Annotated in this window: 17 protein-coding genes; 10 read left to right on the top strand and 7 right to left on the bottom strand. The window is 41.1% G+C overall.

The genetic code is table 11. The features are described 5' to 3' along the window. Window positions 1–59: 59 nt before the first annotated feature. Complete coding sequence (locus ACYVM0_RS20340) at window positions 60–3,023, bottom strand: M4 family metallopeptidase (RefSeq protein WP_460560113.1); 2,964 nt, start codon at window positions 3,021–3,023, stop codon at window positions 60–62. 204 nt (window positions 3,024–3,227) lie between these two features. On the opposite strand from ACYVM0_RS20340, the gene ACYVM0_RS20335 reads away from it, so the two are divergent. The 5 genes from ACYVM0_RS20335 to ACYVM0_RS20315 all read left to right on the top strand — a co-directional run bounded on the left by ACYVM0_RS20335 (window position 3,228) and on the right by ACYVM0_RS20315 (window position 7,346). After that, a complete protein-coding gene (locus ACYVM0_RS20335) occupies window positions 3,228–3,887 on the top strand; it encodes a heme exporter protein CcmB (RefSeq protein WP_460560111.1) in 660 nt (219 codons plus the stop codon). Window positions 3,888–3,983: 96 nt separating this feature from the next. After that, window positions 3,984–4,712 (top strand): cytochrome c biogenesis protein CcsA, encoded by a 729-nt coding sequence (ccsA, locus tag ACYVM0_RS20330; protein WP_430987390.1) that lies wholly within the window; start codon window positions 3,984–3,986, stop codon window positions 4,710–4,712. Then, a complete protein-coding gene (locus ACYVM0_RS20325; RefSeq protein WP_430987389.1) occupies window positions 4,678–4,908 on the top strand; it encodes a CcmD family protein in 231 nt (76 codons plus the stop codon). Before ccsA ends, ACYVM0_RS20325 begins: the two co-directional genes overlap by 35 nt. A gap of 84 nt (window positions 4,909–4,992) precedes the next feature. Further along, window positions 4,993–6,411 carry a Glu/Leu/Phe/Val family dehydrogenase gene (locus tag ACYVM0_RS20320; protein WP_460560109.1) on the top strand — a complete coding sequence of 473 codons (1,419 nt, stop codon included), beginning with the start codon at window positions 4,993–4,995 and terminating at the stop codon, window positions 6,409–6,411. Window positions 6,412–6,575: 164 nt separating this feature from the next. Next, window positions 6,576–7,346 carry a 3-keto-disaccharide hydrolase gene (locus ACYVM0_RS20315; RefSeq protein WP_460560107.1) on the top strand — a complete coding sequence of 257 codons (771 nt, stop codon included), beginning with the start codon at window positions 6,576–6,578 and terminating at the stop codon, window positions 7,344–7,346. Between the two features lie 73 nt (window positions 7,347–7,419). Here the strand turns inward: ACYVM0_RS20315 and ACYVM0_RS20310 are convergent, their stop codons facing one another. The 4 genes from ACYVM0_RS20310 to ACYVM0_RS20295 form a co-directional block, all read right to left on the bottom strand. Next, window positions 7,420–8,151, bottom strand: a complete 732-nt coding sequence (locus ACYVM0_RS20310; protein ID WP_460560105.1) for a 3-keto-disaccharide hydrolase — start codon at window positions 8,149–8,151, stop codon at window positions 7,420–7,422. A gap of 3 nt (window positions 8,152–8,154) precedes the next feature. Next, window positions 8,155–8,526: a c-type cytochrome gene (locus ACYVM0_RS20305; RefSeq protein ID WP_460560103.1), complete on the bottom strand. Its 372-nt coding sequence runs from the start codon at window positions 8,524–8,526 to the stop codon at window positions 8,155–8,157. A 23-nt stretch (window positions 8,527–8,549) separates the two neighbouring features. Then, window positions 8,550–9,605 carry a sugar phosphate isomerase/epimerase family protein gene (locus tag ACYVM0_RS20300; protein WP_460560101.1) on the bottom strand — a complete coding sequence of 352 codons (1,056 nt, stop codon included), beginning with the start codon at window positions 9,603–9,605 and terminating at the stop codon, window positions 8,550–8,552. A gap of 185 nt (window positions 9,606–9,790) precedes the next feature. Next, window positions 9,791–10,948, bottom strand: a complete 1,158-nt coding sequence (locus ACYVM0_RS20295) for a Gfo/Idh/MocA family protein (RefSeq protein WP_460560099.1) — start codon at window positions 10,946–10,948, stop codon at window positions 9,791–9,793. Between the two features lie 216 nt (window positions 10,949–11,164). Here ACYVM0_RS20295 and ACYVM0_RS20290 point away from each other — a divergent pair, with 216 nt between their 5' ends. Genes ACYVM0_RS20290 through ACYVM0_RS20270 form a run of 5 tightly spaced genes read left to right on the top strand, consistent with a single transcriptional unit; the run spans window position 11,165 to window position 17,444 of the window. Next, window positions 11,165–12,457 (top strand): MFS transporter, encoded by a 1,293-nt coding sequence (locus tag ACYVM0_RS20290; protein ID WP_460560097.1) that lies wholly within the window; start codon window positions 11,165–11,167, stop codon window positions 12,455–12,457. Between the two features lie 20 nt (window positions 12,458–12,477). Beyond that, on the top strand, window positions 12,478–13,371 hold the full coding sequence (locus tag ACYVM0_RS20285) for a hydroxypyruvate isomerase family protein (RefSeq protein WP_460560095.1): 894 nt from the start codon (window positions 12,478–12,480) through the stop codon (window positions 13,369–13,371). A gap of 50 nt (window positions 13,372–13,421) precedes the next feature. Next, on the top strand, window positions 13,422–15,104 hold the full coding sequence (locus ACYVM0_RS20280; RefSeq protein ID WP_460560093.1) for a GMC family oxidoreductase: 1,683 nt from the start codon (window positions 13,422–13,424) through the stop codon (window positions 15,102–15,104). A 26-nt stretch (window positions 15,105–15,130) separates the two neighbouring features. After that, on the top strand, window positions 15,131–16,807 hold the full coding sequence (locus ACYVM0_RS20275; RefSeq protein ID WP_460560091.1) for a GMC family oxidoreductase: 1,677 nt from the start codon (window positions 15,131–15,133) through the stop codon (window positions 16,805–16,807). Window positions 16,808–16,826: 19 nt separating this feature from the next. After that, window positions 16,827–17,444, top strand: coding sequence for a gluconate 2-dehydrogenase subunit 3 family protein (locus ACYVM0_RS20270; protein WP_460560089.1), 618 nt, complete (start codon window positions 16,827–16,829; stop codon window positions 17,442–17,444). 109 nt (window positions 17,445–17,553) lie between these two features. Here ACYVM0_RS20270 and mgtA read toward each other — a convergent pair whose 3' ends face one another. Together mgtA and ACYVM0_RS20260 are read right to left on the bottom strand one after the other, a co-directional pair. After that, complete coding sequence (mgtA, locus tag ACYVM0_RS20265) at window positions 17,554–20,067, bottom strand: cation-translocating P-type ATPase (RefSeq protein WP_460560087.1); 2,514 nt, start codon at window positions 20,065–20,067, stop codon at window positions 17,554–17,556. A gap of 91 nt (window positions 20,068–20,158) precedes the next feature. After that, window positions 20,159–20,620 carry a DUF4395 domain-containing protein gene (locus ACYVM0_RS20260; RefSeq protein WP_460560085.1) on the bottom strand — a complete coding sequence of 154 codons (462 nt, stop codon included), beginning with the start codon at window positions 20,618–20,620 and terminating at the stop codon, window positions 20,159–20,161. Window positions 20,621–20,622 lie beyond the last annotated feature (2 nt).

The raw sequence follows: 20,622 nt of genomic DNA, 5'->3' as shown, positions 1-20,622 counted from the left end.
TACAAAAAAACGTCCCCAATTAAAATTGAGGACGTTTTTTCATTGGCTGTAAGATGCATTTATTGCTTCACAAACTTGGAAGAAAGCACTGTTTCTCCATTGTTTATCTTAAGCAGGTAAACACCTTTTGGCAGGGTTGAAATATTTACCTGTTGTATATTGCTGCTGATCTTTTCTTCCATCACCACAGCACCACTTATGTTCACCACTTTTAATGTAGCTTTTGGAGCAATTTCGCCCAGTACGCTTACATTTAATACATTGGTGGCAGGGCTTGGGTACACTTTCAATAAACCGTTGCCGGTAATTTCAGTTCCGTTACCGGTGATGCTTGCAGTACCCAATTGTACTTTTAAAGTATAACAGGTGGATGCATTATTAGCATTGTTGTAACCAAATACTCTTGCATAGTAAGTACCTGCAGTATAGGTGCGACTAATGGTTTCGCTTGTAGTGCCACCATTTTGAGAAATCGCCAATTGTGTACCTGCACTATTTACAACTGTAAGGTCGTAATCAGCCGGTAATGTTGTTAAAGTAATTGTTGCAGTACCGCCGTTGGTAATTACAAATTTGTAATAATCATTATCGCCACTGGGGCTTATTAAGCCGGTAACGTTAGTGTTAAACGGAATTACAGCTGCGCCGGAAATGGTTCCGTTGGTAGAAACATCCAATGCGCTCTGGCAACTGGTTGCCACAGTTGCAGTAGCTTTTATTGTATAGCATGTTGCACTGTTGGCACCGTTGTAGCCAATTACTTTTATGTAGTAAGTGCCTGCTGCCTGGCTGGTTAAAGAAACAGTTTCTGTTGCAGTAGAGCCTGTGCCAGAACCAATCTGCGTGCCTGCGCTGTTATAAATGTACAGGTCGTAATCCACGCCACCCGGACCAACAAGATTAAACACATTGCTGCTGGTAGCAGTGGTTACTATTTTAAAGTAATCAATATCTGTTGTGGAACTGATGGCTGCAGAATTGGTAACACCTGATGTTATACTTGCGGCGGTTGCCAATGTTTCATTAGGTTCAAATGCAGCAGCACAACCCGATGCAACAGCAGTTGTGGTAAATGAAGCCGTAGCTGCAGTGCTGGTTGATGCAGAACAATTAGTTGTTACTCTCCAGTCGTAAGCAGTAGAAGCAGTGAGGCCTGTTACAGCAACTGATGTAGCTGTAGTTGCAGCAGCAAGCGTTGTCCATGTAGAGGCAGAAGATAATTTATACTCTACCAAATAACTTACCGCATTAGAACCTGCAGTCCAGCCTAATGTAGCGCCGGAGCTGGTAATAGCCGATGCGGTTAATGCAGTGGGTGTACCGCAGGCAGAACTGTATGCAGCACCAATACCCACCGCATACCATGCATTGGTGGTAGCAATTACTTCTGCACTTCCTGCACCATACAGATCAATGGCAGATTGAATAGCATAAGTTCTTGCATTGGCATAAGTAGAAGTAGAAATTAAATAAGTGGTATTGGTTCTGTAGGCAATAGCTGCAGCTTTATCAATACCAATACCTGTTACCGTGTAGGCGCTGCCGATATCGTTGGTGCCGCTGCCTCCCTGCGATAAAAGATAGAACCAGAAATTTAATACACCACTGTTGGTATGTACGCCACATTGGTCGTTGTTGTTGCTAGGGGTACAGCTGGTTGTGTTTACCCAATAGGTACCACCATAAGTATCCGGCTGGCTGAATTGGTTGGGGTTGGCCATATTACGGAATGCTGCACCAATGTTTTCACCAATTAACCAGTTGCCGCCGGTACCCTTTGCATAAAATTCTATTGCAGTGCCAAAAATATCGCTGAAGCCTTCGTTCATGGCTCCGGATTCTTTTGAATATACCAGGTTGGACGTTCTTTCAGTAACACCATGAGTGATCTCATGCCCGCAAACATCTAATGCTGTTAACGGCGTGTAAGTAGTGCTGCCGCTGGTACCACCGTCACCATAGGTCATACGGGTACCATCCCAGAATGCGTTGATATTATTGCCGTAGCCAAATGCAACTAAGTTGGTATGTACATAACTGTTTAAAGCAAAACCAGCATTATCAACACTGTTACGGTTAAACTTAGATAAATAAAAGTCATAGGTTTTTTCGGTGCCCCAATGGCCATCTGTGGCATACTGATCTTTATTGGCATTTACATTGTTCCAGTTATTATCCGCATCAGTAAAATCAACTGCTGCTCCGTAATTGGTTCCAGCCAGTCTCATATCATAAGTGTTGATACCATTGCCCCTGCCGGTTTCTCTTAAACGATAAGTGGTGCCTGTAAAATCAGTGGTAATAGTTTGTGTGCCGGTATAGGCTGTAACTGCTGTACCTGTTGCATTAGTGGTATGAATTAATTCTCTTGTACCTAAAATGCTTCCGTTAACGGCATCAACAAATACAATCTGCCTGCTCATGGGGTATTGTGCATATATATCCAGTTTATATGCCAGCCTTAAAGATGCAGGTATCACTTCATTTTCGCCGCTATACCATACTAATTCAGATTTGGGATAGAAAGTAGCCTTAAAATCATTTTGTTCTCTTTTAATAAAGGCTTCCTCTGCAGGTATCTGCCACTTATAAGATTGTGCACCAACAGCAGCCATTGCTTTTTGCAAGGCAGCAGAAAAGTTGATGGCAGCGGCATTTTTTAAACCGGCCGGAAAATCTTTTACCCATTTTCCATTCTGGCTCAATACAGTATTTCCCTTTACATGCATTACATAAATGGCATTCTCTACAGGAATGCCTAAATAACTTTGCTGGTAACGAAAATGTTCCATGCTAAGGTTGTCTTTTTCTGAATGTGCAAGCAAGGCGCCGGAAGAAGAAGTAAAACTGCCTTTATCATCAGCCAGTATTACCGAGCCTTTGTTAAAGGCAGCCGGCGCATTTTTAAAATCAATAAATTCAGGATACATGCCGGGATTGCCTTTTACAAAATCCTGCGCTTTGGTATCCATAGCGGATAGCAGTCCTGATGAGACCAGGAGGGTGATTAAAATTTTTTTCATTGTTTGTTTGTTAAGTTAGGAATAGAAGAAAAATATATTGTAATATAAATGGAATAATTATCTCATACAAGAGTAGAAATACGGTGGGAGAATTACTGTGGATAACATTGGTTTTAACTAACAGCTGTTAGTATAGTTGATTACATTGTTATTCCCGGGGTAAATTTTATTCCGGTTTTTATTGAATGTTAGTAATTTGCAGCAATGTTTAAACGGATCTACGCTTTGTTACATAAAGATGTATTGCTTGAGTTCAGGCAAAAGCATACTTTTTATGGCATTGTATTGTACATTGCTTCCACCGTTTTTGTTATTTATCTTTCTTTTCCGGACAAGCCTGATGGTGCAACCTGGAACAGTTTATTCTGGATCATTCAATTATTTATTTGTGTAAATGCCGTGGCTAAAAGCTTTTTGCAGGAAGGGAAGGGCAGGATGCTCTATTTTTATTCCATTGCGTCTCCGGCAGAATTCATCATCAGCAAAATAATTTACAATGTTTTATTAATGGTGCTGATGAGCAGCATCAGCCTGGTATTGTTCTTTTTCTTTTTAACCAACCCGGTCAACAATTCCTTACAATTTACGGGCATTGTAATTTTAGGAGGCATCAGCATTAGCCTGGTATTTACTTTAATGAGTGCAATTGCTGCAAAGGCGCAGCAGAATGCAGCCCTTATTGCCATAATGGGCTTCCCCATCATACTACCGCAATTATTAATGCTGATGAAACTGAGTAAAGTTGCCTTTGCAGAAGTATTTCGGGCAGGCGCCGTGATGCAACTGAGCCTGCTTATTGTTGGGTTGGATGTACTGGTAGTGGCCATGGCCGTGGTGCTTTTTCCTTACCTGTGGAAGGATTAAAATAAATAAGCCGGCAGTATTTGCAAAAAACAACAAACTGGTAACTGCAAACTCAAAACTCTGCCCTATCTTTGCGGCACTAAAAAAAATCTTCTTTTGAAGAAAAGCTGGTGGAAAATATTATCCTTTGTTTTGCTTATCTACACGGTAGTGGCAGGTTTTTTAATGAAGGTTCCTGATCTGCCCATTATCCATCAGTCTATCCGCAATTTATATTTTCATGTGTGCATGTGGTTTGCAATGATGATCCTCTTCATTGTAAGTTTTGTGTACAGCATTAAATACTTACGTGACTCCAGTTACCGCAATGATATTTTTGCTAAAAATTTTGCAGCAGTAGGCGCATTTGTTGGTATACTCGGTTATGGCACCGGTGCTATCTGGGCCAATTATACCTGGCTTACCGATCAGAATCAGAGTCTCGGTAGTGTACTTAAAGAACCTAAATTACTGGGTGCTGCCATTGCTTTATTAATTTACGGTGCCTATTTTGTATTGAGGGGCAGCTTTACTGATATTGATAAAAGAGCCAGGGTAAGTGCGGTGTATAATATTTTCGCTTTTGTAATGTTGTTTCCCAGCATCTGGATCATTCCAAGAATGGTGGGGAGCTTACATCCCGGTGCGCCGGGCAGCGATAGCGGTAACCCTGCTTTAAACGCACAAAAAGATCTTGATGCAGCCATGCGTATGATCTTTTATCCTGCAGTTATCGGCTGGACATTGCTGGGGGTATGGATCGCTACTTTAAAAATAAGAATACAATTATTAACAGATAAAACACTATTAAATGAAGAAGTATCAATGGACATCGATAATAAATAAGGTGTTATTAATGTTTGTTTCTTTGTTTTTTTGTGCCGTTGCATTTGCACAGGATAAACCCGGGGTAGAAGAAGTAATGAGGAGCAATGGAAAAATTTATGTAGTGGTGGCAGTTTGCCTCACTATACTGATCGGGCTTTTCCTTTATGTTTTTTTAGTAGACAGAAAAATAAGTAAAATAGAAAAAGAAAACTAAACCGACCTGCCAGCCGGTTATAATAATTCGCCTGAATTATACATTTTTAAAACAACGATTGCAAAAAACTAAACTACAACTTTTATGTCAGCAGAAACTACGTACAGTTTTTTTCACAGTGTGGAACAAAGCTTTGACAAAGCAGCAAAATTCACTACATGGGATAGTGGATTGTTAGAACAGATCAAACAATGTAACTCGGTATTGCGTATGCACTTTCCGGTTAAGGTAAATGATAAGATAGAAGTAATTAAAGCTTATCGTGTGCAACACTCTCATCATAAAGCACCTTGTAAAGGAGGTATCCGTTACAGTCCTGAAGTAAACCTGGATGAAGTAATGGCACTGGCTGCATTGATGACCTTTAAATGTGCCATTGTAAATGTGCCATTTGGTGGCGCTAAAGGCGGTATCACTATCGATCCTAAAAAATACAGTGTATACGACCTGGAAAAAATAACCCGCCGTTACACCGCAGAATTGGTAAAGAAAAATTTTATTGGCCCGGGCATTGATGTACCTGCACCCGATTACGGAACAGGGGAGAGAGAAATGGCCTGGATAGTGGATACTTACCAATCACTTAAACCCGGCGAAATTGATGCAGCCGGTTGTGTTACCGGTAAGCCAATCACACAAGGTGGTGTACGTGGCCGTAAAGAAGCTACAGGCATGGGGGTATTCTTCGGTATCCGTGAAGTATGTAATATGCCCGACGTAATGGAAAAGCAAGGCTTAACGGTGGGTGTTGTTGGTAAGAGAGTAGTGGTACAGGGATTAGGAAATGTGGGGTATCACAGTGCTAAATTTTTCCGTGAAGCAGGTTCAAAAGTAATTGCCCTTGCAGAATTTGAAGGTGCTATTTTTAATGCAGATGGATTGAATGAAGAAGAGGTTTTTCAACACAGGAAAAAAACAGGTTCTATTTTAAATTTCCCCGGTGCTACCAACCTGGCAAAAAGTTCGGATGCATTGGAACTGGATTGCGATATCTTAATTCCTGCGGCATTGGAAAATGTTATTAACGGCGATAATGCACCAAGGGTAAAAGCAAAAATTGTTGGCGAAGCAGCAAACGGCCCTTGTACACCGGAAGCGGATGAAGAATTTACAAGACGTGGTATTTTATGTGTACCCGATATGTACCTTAATGCGGGTGGCGTTACGGTTAGTTATTTTGAATGGCTGAAAAATTTAAGTCACGTACGTTACGGCCGTTTGGAAAAACGTTTTGCAGAAAATTTAAATGGCCATATACTGGGGCAGATTGAAGAGTTAAGCGGTAAAACCGTAAGTAAAAAAGAAAGAGACTTTATTATGCACGGGCCGGAAGAACAAGACCTGGTGCATAGTGGCCTTGAAGAAACCATGATCACTGCAACCAGGGAAATCATGCAGATATGGAAAGACAACCCTACCATACCTGATATGCGTACTGCGGCTTATGTAAGTGCTATCAATAAAGTAGCACAGAGCTATAATGAGCTGGGTATTTTCCCGTAGTTAGTTAGTACGTTGAAATTTCATTTCAACCTGCAATGTGTCCGAATTCTATCCTGATGCATGTGATCAAAATACGACCTTAAAAAAATACTTGTGTACTTTCTGTATTGTACACAAGTATTTTTTATTTTTAAGCATCATTTCTTACGATTAAAATTTGCATTATGAAAAATAAGTTCCTGTTATTGTTTCCCGCATTATTGTTTGTGGCGCTGGTGTCTTCCGGCCAGGAAATTGATCCCAAACTTACAGAAGTATATGCCCCGGTGCCACCCGTAGTAAAACCGGGCAAGACCAACAGCGATGCACCTTCTGATGCCATCATTTTATTCGGCGGGAAAAATCTTGATGAATGGGTTTCTGTAAACGACAGCACCAGGCCAGCTATGTGGACAGTGAAAAAAAACAGCGTTACTGTAAAAAAAGGCACCGGTAATATTCAAACCAAAAGAAAATTTACCGATTATCAATTGCATATTGAATGGCGTATTCCTGAAAATATTACCGGTAGCGGGCAGGCACGTGGCAACAGCGGTGTCTTTTTAGCGAGTGTGGGCCCCGGTGATGAAGGCTACGAAATACAGGTACTGGATTGTTATGAAAATACTACTTATGTAAACGGTCAAACCGGAAGCATATACAAGCAATCTATTCCTTTAGCAAATGTTTGTAAAAAACCGGGCGAATGGCAATCGTACGATATCGTATGGACAGCACCCAGATTTAATGAAGATGGTACTGTAAAAACGCCGGGCCGCATCACCGCTATTCAAAATGGAGTGTTGGTACAAAATAATACCGAAGTAAAAGGCATTACTGTTTACCGCGGACAACCGTATTATAAAAAACACGGACCGGCGCCAATAAAATTGCAAGACCATGGAGATCCTAGTGAACCGATCAGTTACAGGAATATCTGGGTAAGGCCTTTGTAAGCATAAGAATATAATAAATAAAAAAATAAGCACTCTTTATGGAGTGCTTATTTTTTTTGGAGAGAATATCCTTTTACAATTTCTTGATTTTTATATTCCTGTACCAAACCAGGTTGCCATGATCCTGTAAAGCAATTTTTCCTTTTTTATACGTGCCAAAGCCCGGCATGCTTTTAAACTTACTTCCTGCCACCAATGCTTTCCAGTTATCATCCCACATAGTGGTGCTTACCACGTTAGTGCCATTCAGGTAAAAATCCAGCTTGCCATCTTTGGATTTTATTTCCACTTCGTTCCAGTCGGTTACCGGCTTAACGGTTTCTTTGCTGCAGGAAATCAGGTCGTACAGGTCGCCGGCACGGTGTTTGGTGATTTTGCCATCCGGATGCCCGTTATTATCCAGTACCTGCATTTCGGGCCCGGTTTCGTACGTATTATGGTATTTAGTGGTGTCTTCATTTACATAAAATATGATACCACTGTTACCATTAGCCGCAATTTTCCATTCCAGTTTCAAATCAAAATTGTCGTATTCGCCATCAGAGGTAAGGTCGCCACCTTCGCCTTTCTGCGTGGTATCTACATAAACAGCACCATCAGCCACTTTCCATCTTCCTGTGCCGGTGCCTTTACCATAGGCATGCCAGCCGGCAGTATTGGTGCCATCAAATAATGTAACCCAGCCAGAAGTATCTGTGGCAGCAGGTTTTACTTCAGCAGCAGTGTCGCCGGTTTTATTTTCGGTATTATTACAGGCCATTAATATAGCCAGCGATGCAATCGGAATCAGGAGTTTATTTTTCATAATTTATTTTTCATCTTTTAGTGATAAAACATATTTTACCATCAACACAGCATCTTCTTTAGAAATACCGCTGTGCCCTGCCATGGGTACCTGGCCCCAGTTACCGGAACCGCCCTTCTGCACTTTTTCTGCCAGGGTATTAATATTGGCTTCAGTATTTTCGTACTTCTGGCCAATCAGGTTATAAGCAGGCCCTACTGAAGCTTCTTTTATTTTATGGCAACCCAGGCAATCGGATTTTGCTACCAGCTCTAATCCTTTTTCGATATCAGGATTACCTGCTGCTGATTTTGAATCGCCACTTTTTTCACCGGAACCTCCACCGCAGGAAAAACAAAATGCGGCAATTGAAAGCATTAGAATAGTTTTTTTCATCTGTCTTTTATTTTATGTTTTTTTTATTGCAATCCTAAGATCGTTTTATTAAAATTGGTATTGTTACCTGTTTCTGCAAAATCATCAAAGGCTTTTTCTGTAACCCTTATGATATGGTCTTTAATAAATACCGCCCCTTCCTTAGCACCATCTTCGGGGTGTTTAATGCAGCATTCCCATTCCATTACAGCCCAGCCTTTGTAACCATATTGCGTTAATTTGCTAAAGATAGTTTTAAAATCAATTTGACCATCACCCAGCGAACGAAAACGTCCGGCTCTGTCGATCCAGTTTTGAAAACCACCGTACACGCCCTGTTTGCCGGTTGGATTAAACTCTGCATCTTTTACATGAAACATTTTAATGCGGTCATGATAAAAATCGATGTATTGTTTATAATCTAGTTGCTGCAATATAAAATGGGAAGGATCATATAACAGGCAGGCTCTTTTATGATGGTTCACTTTTTCTAAAAACATTTCGTAAGAGATGCCATCATGCAGGTCTTCACCGGGATGAATTTCATAACATACATCTACACCACATTCCTCAAACTGGTTCAATATCGGCAACCATCTTTTGGCTAATTCGGCAAAACCATCATTTACCAAACCTGCAGGCCGCTGCGGCCACGGGTACACGGTATGCCACAATAATGCACCACTGAAAGTAGCATGTGCATTCAATCCTAAATTTTGTGAGGCCTTTGCCGCATACAGTAATTGTTGCACTGCCCACTCCTGTCTTGCTTTGGGATTATTTTTTACCGCATCTGGTGCAAAGCCATCAAACAAAGCATCGTAAGCAGGATTTACGGCTACCAATTGTCCTTGTAAATGTGTGGACAATTCTGAAATTTCCACACCACAGGCATTGATGGTACCTTTTAATTCATCTGCATAAGTTTTGCTTTCGGCGCATTTTTGCAGGTCGATCAACCGGCTTTCCCAGGTGGGGATTTGTACGGCTGCAAAGCCAAGATCTTTCGCCCATTTGCAAATAGCTACCAGGTCATTAAATGGTGCTTTATCACCCATAAACTGGGCTAAAAAAATACCGGGGCCTTTTATTGTTTGCATTGTTATACTCCCAAAGGATTTTTAATAAAGTAAAAAATAAATTTTTTCTTTTAGCCACGAAGACACTAAGTCACAAAGATTAAATGATAGATCATTTAATAACTCCTGATTATTTTGAAGAAATAAGCTCCCGGTGTCTTTGTCTCTTCGTGGCAAATATTTTTAGTACAAAATTCGCTTATAAATTATATGGTAAATTCCCTCCACTTCTCATTGCTCTGCGATGATGCCACCACATTTTCTACAAAAGCCATTCCTCTTATTCCTTCCTCTACGCCGGGAAAATCCAGCCATTCTTCTTTGGGTGTTTCCCCATTAATTTTTGCCCTTACCGTTAATGCAAAGTTGCGGTATAAATTTCCAAAGGCTTCCAAATATCCTTCGGGGTGGCCAGCAGGAATTCTTGTATTGTGTGCGGCGAATGAACTGTTGTAAGCACCACCCGTTCTGTAAATCTCAGCAGGCTTATCCAGCCATTTTACTTTTAAAGTGTTGGCATCTTCCTGTTGCCATTCCAGGCCGCCTTTTTCGCCATACACTCTTATCTTAACATTATTTTCTTCACCTGCTGCAATTTGTGTAGCCATTAAAACCCCCGTAGCGCCGTTGTTGAATTTTAAGAATGCAGCACCATCATCATCCAGCATTCTGCCTTCTACCACAATATTTAAATGAGAACAAATTTGTGTAACCTGCAAACCGGTAATGTATTCAGCCATGTTAAAGGCATGTGTACCTATATCACCCATGCAACCGGCCTTACCACTTTTCTTGGGATCGGTACGCCAGCTGGCCTGCGCCTGGCCGGTGCCTTCTAAAAAAGTACTCAGCCAGCCCTGCGGATATTCTACATATACTTTTCTTATTTTTCCCAGTATGCCACTCTTTACAATTTGTTTAGCCTGCTTTACCATAGGGTAGCCGGTGTAAGTATGACACAATAACAAGGTTAAGCCGGTAGCGGCAAGTTTTTCTTTTATTAGTTTGGCTTGCTCTAATGTAAACGTGATGGGCTTTTCAATTACCACATTAAATCCTTTATCCAATGCCATCATTGCGGGATCAAAGTGAACAAAGTTGGGTGTAACAATACTTACAAAATCAATTCTTTTATCTGCAGGCATTGCGGCTTCTTTTTCCAGCATTACTTTATAATCAGTATAGATCCTGCTTTCATCTAAAAATAATAACCTGCCTGATTCTATAGCAGTTTCGGGGGTTACACTTAAAGCTCCGGCCACCATTTCCATCTGGCCGTCCATATTTAATGCAAGGCGGTGTACGGCACCAATAAAAGCATCTTTACCGCCGCCGATCATAGCCATTCTTAATTTACGCTGCATGATAGTATTTTATGTTTATGTGATATTATTTTAATTCAGCAAACAAATTATTTAAGAGATAGGCATTAAAAATAGAAAAAAATATTAAAGTACCTGCCAGATATTTTAAAATTAATCGCAACCGTTTGCGGAAAGTTTTTTGGTGCATTTGATTTTTTGATGATTATTAAAATTATATTTACGAAGTAAACCTGGTCTCACTCTTTAAAATACGATATGCAAGCTATAGACAGAAACAAACTCTTTGTTGCCAGTTGCCTGGCATTATTAGTAACCTCTCTTTCATTTGGTATCCGTGCAGGATTATTAGGCACCTGGGGTACACAATTTAATTTAGATAAAGCTGAAATATCTACCATTACAGCCACTGCATTCTGGGGATTTCCGCTGGCGGTGATCATTGGCGGAATGATCGTTGATGTAATTGGCATGAAGAAACTGCTGGTGATGGCTTTTATATTTCATCTTGCAGGTATTTTGTTAACCATTTTTGCAGGAAGTTTTGGCAGCCCTTACTGGGCATTATTTATTTCTACATTATTAATAGGTATTGCTAACGGTACCGTGGAAGCCGCTTGTAATCCATTGGTAACTTCTTTGTATACCGATAACAAAACAACAAAACTCAATCACTTTCATTTATGGTTTCCGGGTGGCATTGTAATAGGTTCGCTGGTTGTTTATTTCTTCGGACAAAAAATTGCTGGTACTGATACCATCAGCAACTGGAAGATACTGGTGAGTGTAATGCTTGTTCCAACATTATTATATGGCTGGCTTTTTTTAAAAGAACAATTTCCTGTTACAGAAAGGGTAGCCAGTGGTGTATCTACTGCAAGTATGTACAAAGCATTGGCCAGCCCGCTTTTTATTTTCATGATCATTTGCATGTTTGGTACCGCCATCACAGAATTATTTACGGGGCAATGGATCGGGGTACTGTTAAATAATGTTACTACCAATGCCTTATTAATATTAGCAGTATCCACCGGGGTAATGGTGATCGGCCGTGCATTTGCAGGTCCGGTTGTGCATAGCCTTGCGCCGCAGGGGGTATTACTGATGTCTGCAATATTAGCCGCTTTAGGCTTGTACATTTTAGGCCATTCCGGTGGCAGTATGGTTTTTGTTGGCGCTTTAATTTTTGGAATGGGGGTATGTTATTTCTGGCCTACCATGCTGGGCTTTGTATCGGAAAATTTACCTAAAACGGGTGCCGTGGGATTAAACCTGATGGGGGGTGCCGGTATGTTTGCAGTTTCAATTTATACTATGTTTATGGGCACTGTATACGATAATAAAATTGCAGCCCATTTGCCTGCCGGTGCCGATCTGAAATTGTACAACAGCCCCGAAGCTACAGAAGCCATGAAAGCTGCCCTGGCAGAGGCCAATAAAACTGCAGGCCCCGAAATTATCAATACTACTTTAATTCTACCGGTAATTTTAATTGCTGCATTTGCAGGATTATTTTTTTACATGCGCAACAAACCTAAAGTAGCGTTATAACCAACTACATTATTTTTACAATGGAAAATCAATCTTCAAGAAGACAATTGTTAAAACAGCTGGCAGTGGGCTCTTTAGCTGTGGCTGCAAGCCCGATGGCTGCCTTAGCTGCTGCAGATAATACAGAAGACATGTATAAACTCAAAGGCAATATCAACCACTCTGTGTGCAGGTGGACCTATAATTTTTTACCACTGGAAGAATTGTGTGGTGTGGCCAATAAGATCGGGTTAAAAGCCATTGACCTGGTTGGCCCTAAAGAATGGAATGTTTTAAAAGCACATGGTTTGGATTCCTCGATGTGCAATGGCGCCGAAATCAGTTTAACAGAAGGATGGAATCACACCGAGAATCATTCCACATTAATAAAAAATTATACCGACCATATAAATTATGTTGCTGATGCCGGTTATAAAAATTTAATTTGCTTCAGCGGCAGCCGCAAAGGAATGGATGATGAAACCGGGTTGAAAAATTGTGCCGCAGGATTAAAACAAATTATTGCACTGGCAGAAAAAAGAGGCGTCATCATTCAAATGGAATTGCTGAATAGTAAAGTAGACCATAAAGATTATATGTGCGATAAAAGTGCCTGGGGTGTTGAATTGTGCAAACGTGTAGGATCAGAAAATTTTAAATTATTGTATGATATCTACCATATGCAGATTGACGAAGGTGATGTGATAAGAACAATAAAAAACAACTACCAGTACTTCGGCCATTATCATACTGCCGGTGTGCCGGGCCGCCACGAAATTGATGAAACACAGGAACTATATTACCCGGCTATTGCCAAAGCAATTTTAGCAACGGGTTTTAAAGATTATATCGCACAGGAATTTATTCCTACCGGAAAAGACAATGCAGAAAAAATTAAAGCATTAAAAGCGGCAGTAAAATTATGTGACGTATAATTTAAGTGTTCTACAATCATAAATCTAAAATCTAAAATCATAAATCGATTATGGCAGATAATACTTACGACGCAATTGTGGTGGGGTCGGGAATCAGCGGAGGATGGGCTGCAAAGGAACTCACAGAAAAAGGCTTAAAAGTTTTAATGCTGGAAAGGGGCAAACATGTGGAACATGTAAAAGACTATGTAAATGCCACCAAAGAAATGTGGGAGTTTCCTCACCGGGATAAACCCACGCAGCAAATGATAAAAGAACACCCTGTTTTAAAAAGGGATTATGCACTGGGAGAACAAACCCTGGGCATGTGGGTGAACGATACCGAAAGCCCATATACCGAAACCAAACGTTTTGATTGGTACAGGGCCTATCATACGGGAGGCCGCTCTTTACATTGGGGCCGCCAGAGTTACCGCTGGAATAAGATGGATTTTGAAGCCAATGCAAAAGAAGGTATTGCTATCGACTGGCCTATACGTTATGATGAGCTGGCGCCATGGTACAGCTATGTAGAAAAATTTGCGGGTATACAAGGCAGTAAGGAAGGGTTGGATGTGTTACCTGACGGAGAATTTTTGCCGGCCATGGATATGAATGTAGTGGAAAAAGATCTGTCTGCTAAGATAAAAGAACATTACAGCGGTAAGCGGCACATGTTTATCGGCCGCAGTGCTAATATTACTGAAGCAAGGCCTGAGCAGGGAAGAACCAATTGCCAATACCGTGACCGTTGCTGGCGTGGGTGCCCGTTTGGTGCATACTTCAGTACACAATCGGCTACATTGCCGGCTGCAAGAAAAACAAACAATCTTACCCTGGAAAATAATAAGATTGTTACCAAACTTATTTACGATAAGAACTCAAAAAAGGCAACCGGTGTGGAAGTGCTGGATGCAGAAACCAACAAGACATATACGTACAATGCAAAAATAATCTTCTTGTGTGCATCAACGTTTAACAGCACCTGGGTTTTAATGAACAGCGCTACGGATATATGGCCTGATGGATTGGGCAGCAGCAGTGGCGAGCTGGGGCATAATGTAATGGATCATCATTTCAGGTTGGGTGCTAGCGGCAGGGTAGAGGGCTATGAAGATAAATACATTTATGGCCGCAGGCCTACCGGTATTTACATTCCAAGGTTTAGAAATGTATATGATGATAAGAGAGATTACCTGCGTGGCTTTGGCTACCAGGGTGGTGCAAGCCGTGGCCGTGTAACTGATGTGGCAGAATTAATGATTGGTGCAGAATTAAAAGAAGCCTTAAGTGAACCGGGCAGCTGGCGTATGGGTATTACTGCATTTGGTGAAATGTTACCTGATCATGCCAATAAAATCACATTGGATAAAACTAAAAAAGATAAATGGGGATTACCGGTATTGAATTTTGATGTGGAAATAAAAGAGAATGAAAAGAAGATGCGGATAGACATGATGAATGATGCCAAAGAAATGCTGGAAGCCGCAGGAGTAAAAGATGTAAATGCGTATGATAACGGATATGCCGTAGGTATGGGTATACATGAAATGGGTACTGCACGTATGGGCAGAGATCCTAAAACCTCAGTGCTTAATGGCAACAACCAGGTATGGGATGCCATGAATGTTTTTGTAACTGACGGAGCCTGCATGACGAGTGCAAGCTGTGTGAACCCTTCATTAACCTATATGGCTTTAACCGCAAGGGCAGTAGATTTTGCAGTAAAGGAATTAAAAAAGGGTAACCTGTAGAACTTAAAACTCATTAACAATTTAATATGCCAGGCAATACATACGATGCAATAGTAGTTGGCTCCGGTATCAGCGGGGGCTGGGCTGCTAAAGAACTTTGCGAAAAGGGATTGAAAGTATTGTTGTTAGAGCGGGGAGGCCCACACGAACATATTAAAGATTACAAAAGCGCTACAAAAAATATCTGGGAGTTTGAGCATCGTGGCAACACTACAGCCGAGCAGAGAAAAAAATACCCGGTAATACACCGGGGTTGGGCTGCACAGGAACAAGTGATGGATGCCTGGGCCAATGAAGAGGATTGTCCTTATACCGAGGTAAAACCTTTTACCTGGTGGCGCAGTTACCGCTTTGGCGGCCGCTCTGTTTTATGGGGCAGGCAAAGTTACCGCTGGAGCCCGATGGATTTTGAAGCCAATGCAAAAGATGGTATTGCTATACCCTGGCCGGTGAATTATGATGAGATTGCACCATGGTATGACCATGTAGAAAAATTTGCAGGCATTGCCGGATCAAAAGAGGGAATACCTAATTTACCCGACGGGCAATTTTTACCACCCTTTCCTATGAATATTGTAGAGAAGGATGTGGCTGCAAGAATAAAAGAAAAATATAAAGAGCGGCATATGATCATTGGCAGGGTTGCCAATATTACAGTGCCTTTTCCGGAAAGGCCGGGCTGCCAGTACCGTGACCGTTGCTGGGAAGGTTGCCCATTCGGCGGTTATTTCAGTACGCAATCCTCTACTTATCCTGCGGCATTAAAAACGGGGAATTTAACGGTACGTCCTTATTCTATTGTATCACAGGTATTGTATGATAAGGATAAGAAAAAAGCAACCGGGGTTGAAGTGGTGGACACACAGGACAACAAGACTTATGTGTTCAATTCAAAAATAGTTTTTCTCTGTGCCTCTGCATTAAACTCTGCATGGATATTGATGCGTTCAGCAACTGATGTATGGTCGGATGGTTTGGGCAGCAGCAGTGGCGAACTGGGGCATAATATCATGGACCATCATTACAACCTGGGTGCCAGCGGAACTATTGAAGGTTATGAAGACAAATATTATTATGGCCGCAGGCCAACCGGGTTTTACATTCCACGCTTTGCCAATGTGGGTACTGATAAAAGAGATTACCTGCGTGGCTTTGGTTACCAGGGTTCGGCCAGCCGTAGTGGCTGGAGCAGGGAAATTGCAGAATTGAATATTGGCGCCGAATTTAAAGAAGCATTGACAGAACCGGGCGGATGGCGTATGGGTGCCACCGGTTTTGGCGAAATATTACCTTATCACGACAATAAAATAACGCTCGATAAAAATAAAAAAGACAAGTGGGGCCTGCCGGTATTATCAATGGATGCAGAGCTAAAAGAAAATGAGATGAAGATGCGGAAAGATATTGTGGCTGAGATGGTAGCCATGCTGGAAGCTGCAGGTGCCAAAGGAATCAACACCTATGATAGCGGCCATGCGATGGGCCATGGTATTCACGAAATGGGCACCGCACGTATGGGCAGCGATCCTAAAACATCGGTGCTGAATAAATGGAACCAGGTTTGGGATGCGCCTAATGTATTTGTAACTGACGGATCGTTCATGGTATCATCTGCCTGCCAGAATCCATCATTAACGTATATGGCATTTACTGCAAGAGCAGTTAACCATGCGGTAGAAGAATTAAAAAAACAAAATTTGTAATACTCATAAAATAAAAATTATGGAACGCAGGGAACTTTTAAAAATGATAGCTGTATTAACCGGAGGTGTTGTAATAGGCGGAGATGTATTTTTATCCGGTTGTACCAATAAAGAAGCAGATGCTTCAACATTTTCGGCCGGCAATATTGCATTGCTGGATGAAGTAGGTGAAACAATTATTCCTACTACTTCCACACCGGGAGCAAAAGCCACTAAGATCGGTGAGTTTATGAAAACCATAGTAACAGATTGTTATAATGCCGATCAGCAAAAAGCATTTGGTGACGGGCTTGCAGGTTTAAATGCAGCTTGCGAAAAAGCCAGTGGTAAATCATTTATGGATGCTACTCCCGAACAACGTAAAGCATTCTTAACAGGGTTAGAAAAAGAAGCTAAAGATTATAACAAGCAGCGTGACGAAAAAGAAAAAGACGCCAGGGAAAAGGCCAGGAAAGATATGGACCCCAATTTTGTAAGCGCTCCATCTCATTATTACAGCATGATGAAGCAATTAACTTTGTGGGGCTACTTCAGTTCTGAAATTGGCAGCAAACAAGCGCTGCGTTTTTTACCTATACCGGGGCATTATGATGGTGCATTACCTTATAAAAAAGGAGATAAGGCCTGGGCCATTTAAAATGATATTTCTATAAAAGCAAATGCCGTTCAAAACCAAATGAACGGCATTTTATTTTCATTTATGCACCCGCAAAAGGAAACGGAAAATTATCAGATTCTCTAAAAACTTATATCGCTGCCTTTCTGAAAAAAATAACTTTAATAATATCTGCGGTGATCACATACAACAGCAGGATACCTGCAATAATGCCCAGTAGCTGTAATGGGGGCACTACAAAACCCAGTTCTGTTGCAAAAGCTGTAAAGGGTAAAATAATGGTTACCAGTAAGCCCAGTGCACTTAAAGCAATCAATAATTTACCCGGTACACTTTTTAAAAGTGATTTGTGTGTACGCACAACAAATAATATCAGCAACTCGGTGCAGATAGATTCGATAAACCACCCTGTTTGAAATACGGCTTCTGATTTGAATAACCGGTACAAGAGGAAGAAAGTAATGTAATCAAAAACAGAACTGTGCAAGCCAAAAACAATCATGAAATTTTTTAACTGCTTCAGGTTCCAGCGCTGCGGAACTTTCAGGTCGGCTTCATCTACATTATCGCCTGCCACCGCCATGTAAGGAAAATCAGTGAGAAAATTGGTGAGTAATATCTGTTGTGGCAGCATGGGTAAAAATGGTAATAGTAATGAAGCGCCTGCCATGCTGAACATATTGCCAAAAGTGGCGCTGGTGTTGGTGTAAATATATTTGAGTGTGTTTAAAAAAGTTCTCCTGCCTTCGAGGATGCCTGCATTTAAAACTGCCAGGTCTTTTTCCAGCAATACCACATCAGCGGCTTCCTTAGCCACATCCACTGCGTTATTGGTAGAGATGCCCACATCTGCCGCATTGATGGCCGCCACATCATTAATGCCATCACCCATATAGGCCACTGTGTTGCCGGCTTTACGTAAAGCTTTAATGATATTTTCTTTTTGCTGCGGTTCTATCTCTGCAAATACATTGGCTTTTTGTACCTGCTGCACTAAAGCTTCAGGGCTCATCTTTGCAATTTCTGCGCCGGATATCACAATGATCTTATGCAAACCGATCTGCTCACCGATATAAGCCGCCACTAATTTATTATCGCCGGTGATCATCTTTAATTGTACGCCATTACTGTTCAGTTCTTTTATCACATCTATAACGCCGGGCTTTATCGGGTCCAGTAACAAAACAAAACCTGCAAAGATCATTTGCTGTTCATCTTCCTTAATAAGTTTTATTTTTTGCGCACAATCTTTGTAACAAACACCTACCGTTCTAAATCCTTTACCACTGTATTGCTGGTACAGATCATCAATAGTTTTTTTGTAGGGTTCAAGCGGTGCGGTTGACCCATCGGCAAGCAAAACTTTATCGCAAACTGCAATGATATTATTGATTGCGCCTTTACTGATCAACTGGTGTTGATTATCTTTTACTACTACAACGCTTAATCTTTTCCTGATAAAATCATACGGTATCTCGTCTGTTTTTTCGTAGCCGTCGGCTGCAACATTATCCATTGTTTTCAAGGCATCATCCATCGGGTTGGAAAAACCGGTCTCAAAAAAAGCATTTAAATAAGCCAGTTGTTTTACTGTTGCATTTTCGTTGCCATCAATACCGGTGATGCCGGAAATTTTTAATACCCCTTCAGTAAGCGTACCGGTTTTATCAGAACAGAAAAGATTTACTTCTCCTAAATTCTGAATAGAAGATAATTTTTTTACGATCACTTTTTGCCTGGCCATTCTTTTAGAACCTGCACTCATGGCCACCGTCATGATAGCGGGTAATAATTCCGGCGCCATGCCCACTGCCAGTGCCAATGCAAAAAGTAAGGAATCAATTAATGGTTTATGAAAATAAATATTGACTGCTAAAATGATTACTGCCAGTACCAACGTGATCTGCATTAATAAGTAACCAAACCTGCGGATGCCTTTTTCAAAAGCCGTTTCTTCGGGTGCTTTGGTAAGGCTTGCAGAGATGGAGCCGAACACAGTATCCTTACCGGTAAATACAGCCACTGCTTTTCCTGTGCCACTTACAATACTGGTGCCTTCAAACAGTACATTGGTTCTTTTGCTCATACCCGTATCTGCTGCAATGGCACCCACTTCTTTTTCTGCCGGATAAGTTTCGCCGGTGAGTGTAGCTTCATTGGCATGCAGGTCCTTCTCTTCCAGCAATAAGCAATCAGCAGGTATGATATCACCGGCTGCAAATACAATAATATCTCCCGGTACAATTTCTTCGGAGTATATATTTACAACAGCATTGCTGCGTTGCACTTTTACTTTACTGCGTATAAGAGAACGTAGTTTTTCAACAGCAAGCCCGGCATGGCGCTCCTGTATAAAACTCATGATGCCGGTAGCTGATAAAATAAAAAGAATGATAAATACGTCGGAAGTTTCGCCGAGGAATGCTGAAAGAATTACAGCTGCCACTAACAATAAAGTAAGCGGACTTTTAAACTGCCCCAAAAATAAAATGATATCTTTTACAAGCTGTGGTTTTTCTTTTTCTTTTTTTGTGGAAGAAGCAAGGCGCTGAGCAGCATCTGCAGCAGAAAGGCCCGCTGTTGTTGAACGCAATGTTTTTAATACATCAGTAACCTGGTATTGCCAGTACGCTTTCAGGTCCATAAGCTTAATTTCCTTTAAAATTAGACTAAAGGCCCTGTAATGCAAGGGTTGTTTTGTTATTCAAAACTTAACGGGCAACAAGGCTTATTTTTTAGCTGATTGCCTGCTTCCTGCTTTTAATAAACAGCCTGTTATAAAAAGTATACACATAACATCCGGCACAAAAGCCAAGAAAGGATTCTAAAAAAGCAAATACTGTAATTACAACGGCAAGTGCAATGCCTGCAGTAATAAAATTAAAAAGGGTGGCAGTAAGTATGGCAACAGAAAAAATAAAACCAATTTTTGCGGCAAACCTTTTGGGTGCCTGGTCAATGGGTTTTGTTTTTACAGAGAAGAGTTGTACTTCTTTTTCGCTGAGTAAATTCAGTAAACTGAATTTGCCAAAATTAAAGCCACGCATAAAAAAATCAACGGTTAAAAATGCAGGAATGATCCAGGTGGGTATTATAAGATAAATAACAGCCAGTATAAAAACATGTAATGCGGTAAGTCTTACTTTATTTTCGTTAATGCTGATAAAATCAACAGGGCATTCTAATTCGGTAGCCATAA

The organism is Ferruginibacter profundus (assembly GCF_054783275.1).
Note: the sequence above shows the minus strand (reverse complement) of the source record. Positions and strands in the feature narration are given on the sequence as shown.

Excerpts from the sequence above, each read along its gene's own strand:
- ACYVM0_RS20340 (WP_460560113.1), bottom strand. The coding sequence starts at position 3,023 with ATGAAAAAAATTTTAATCACCCTCCTGGTCTCATCAGGACTGCTATCC.
- ACYVM0_RS20335 (WP_460560111.1), top strand. The coding sequence starts at position 3,228 with ATGTTTAAACGGATCTACGCTTTGTTACATAAAGATGTATTGCTTGAG.
- ACYVM0_RS20325 (WP_430987389.1), top strand. The coding sequence starts at position 4,678 with ATGAAGAAGTATCAATGGACATCGATAATAAATAAGGTGTTATTAATG.
- ACYVM0_RS20320 (WP_460560109.1), top strand. The coding sequence starts at position 4,993 with ATGTCAGCAGAAACTACGTACAGTTTTTTTCACAGTGTGGAACAAAGC.
- ACYVM0_RS20315 (WP_460560107.1), top strand. The coding sequence starts at position 6,576 with ATGAAAAATAAGTTCCTGTTATTGTTTCCCGCATTATTGTTTGTGGCG.
- ACYVM0_RS20310 (WP_460560105.1), bottom strand. The coding sequence starts at position 8,151 with ATGAAAAATAAACTCCTGATTCCGATTGCATCGCTGGCTATATTAATG.
- ACYVM0_RS20305 (WP_460560103.1), bottom strand. The coding sequence starts at position 8,526 with ATGAAAAAAACTATTCTAATGCTTTCAATTGCCGCATTTTGTTTTTCC.
- ACYVM0_RS20300 (WP_460560101.1), bottom strand. The coding sequence starts at position 9,605 with ATGCAAACAATAAAAGGCCCCGGTATTTTTTTAGCCCAGTTTATGGGT.
- ACYVM0_RS20295 (WP_460560099.1), bottom strand. The coding sequence starts at position 10,948 with ATGCAGCGTAAATTAAGAATGGCTATGATCGGCGGCGGTAAAGATGCT.
- ACYVM0_RS20290 (WP_460560097.1), top strand. The coding sequence starts at position 11,165 with ATGCAAGCTATAGACAGAAACAAACTCTTTGTTGCCAGTTGCCTGGCA.
- ACYVM0_RS20285 (WP_460560095.1), top strand. The coding sequence starts at position 12,478 with ATGGAAAATCAATCTTCAAGAAGACAATTGTTAAAACAGCTGGCAGTG.
- ACYVM0_RS20280 (WP_460560093.1), top strand. The coding sequence starts at position 13,422 with ATGGCAGATAATACTTACGACGCAATTGTGGTGGGGTCGGGAATCAGC.
- ACYVM0_RS20275 (WP_460560091.1), top strand. The coding sequence starts at position 15,131 with ATGCCAGGCAATACATACGATGCAATAGTAGTTGGCTCCGGTATCAGC.
- ACYVM0_RS20270 (WP_460560089.1), top strand. The coding sequence starts at position 16,827 with ATGGAACGCAGGGAACTTTTAAAAATGATAGCTGTATTAACCGGAGGT.
- mgtA (WP_460560087.1), bottom strand. The coding sequence starts at position 20,067 with ATGGACCTGAAAGCGTACTGGCAATACCAGGTTACTGATGTATTAAAA.
- ACYVM0_RS20260 (WP_460560085.1), bottom strand. The coding sequence starts at position 20,620 with ATGGCTACCGAATTAGAATGCCCTGTTGATTTTATCAGCATTAACGAA.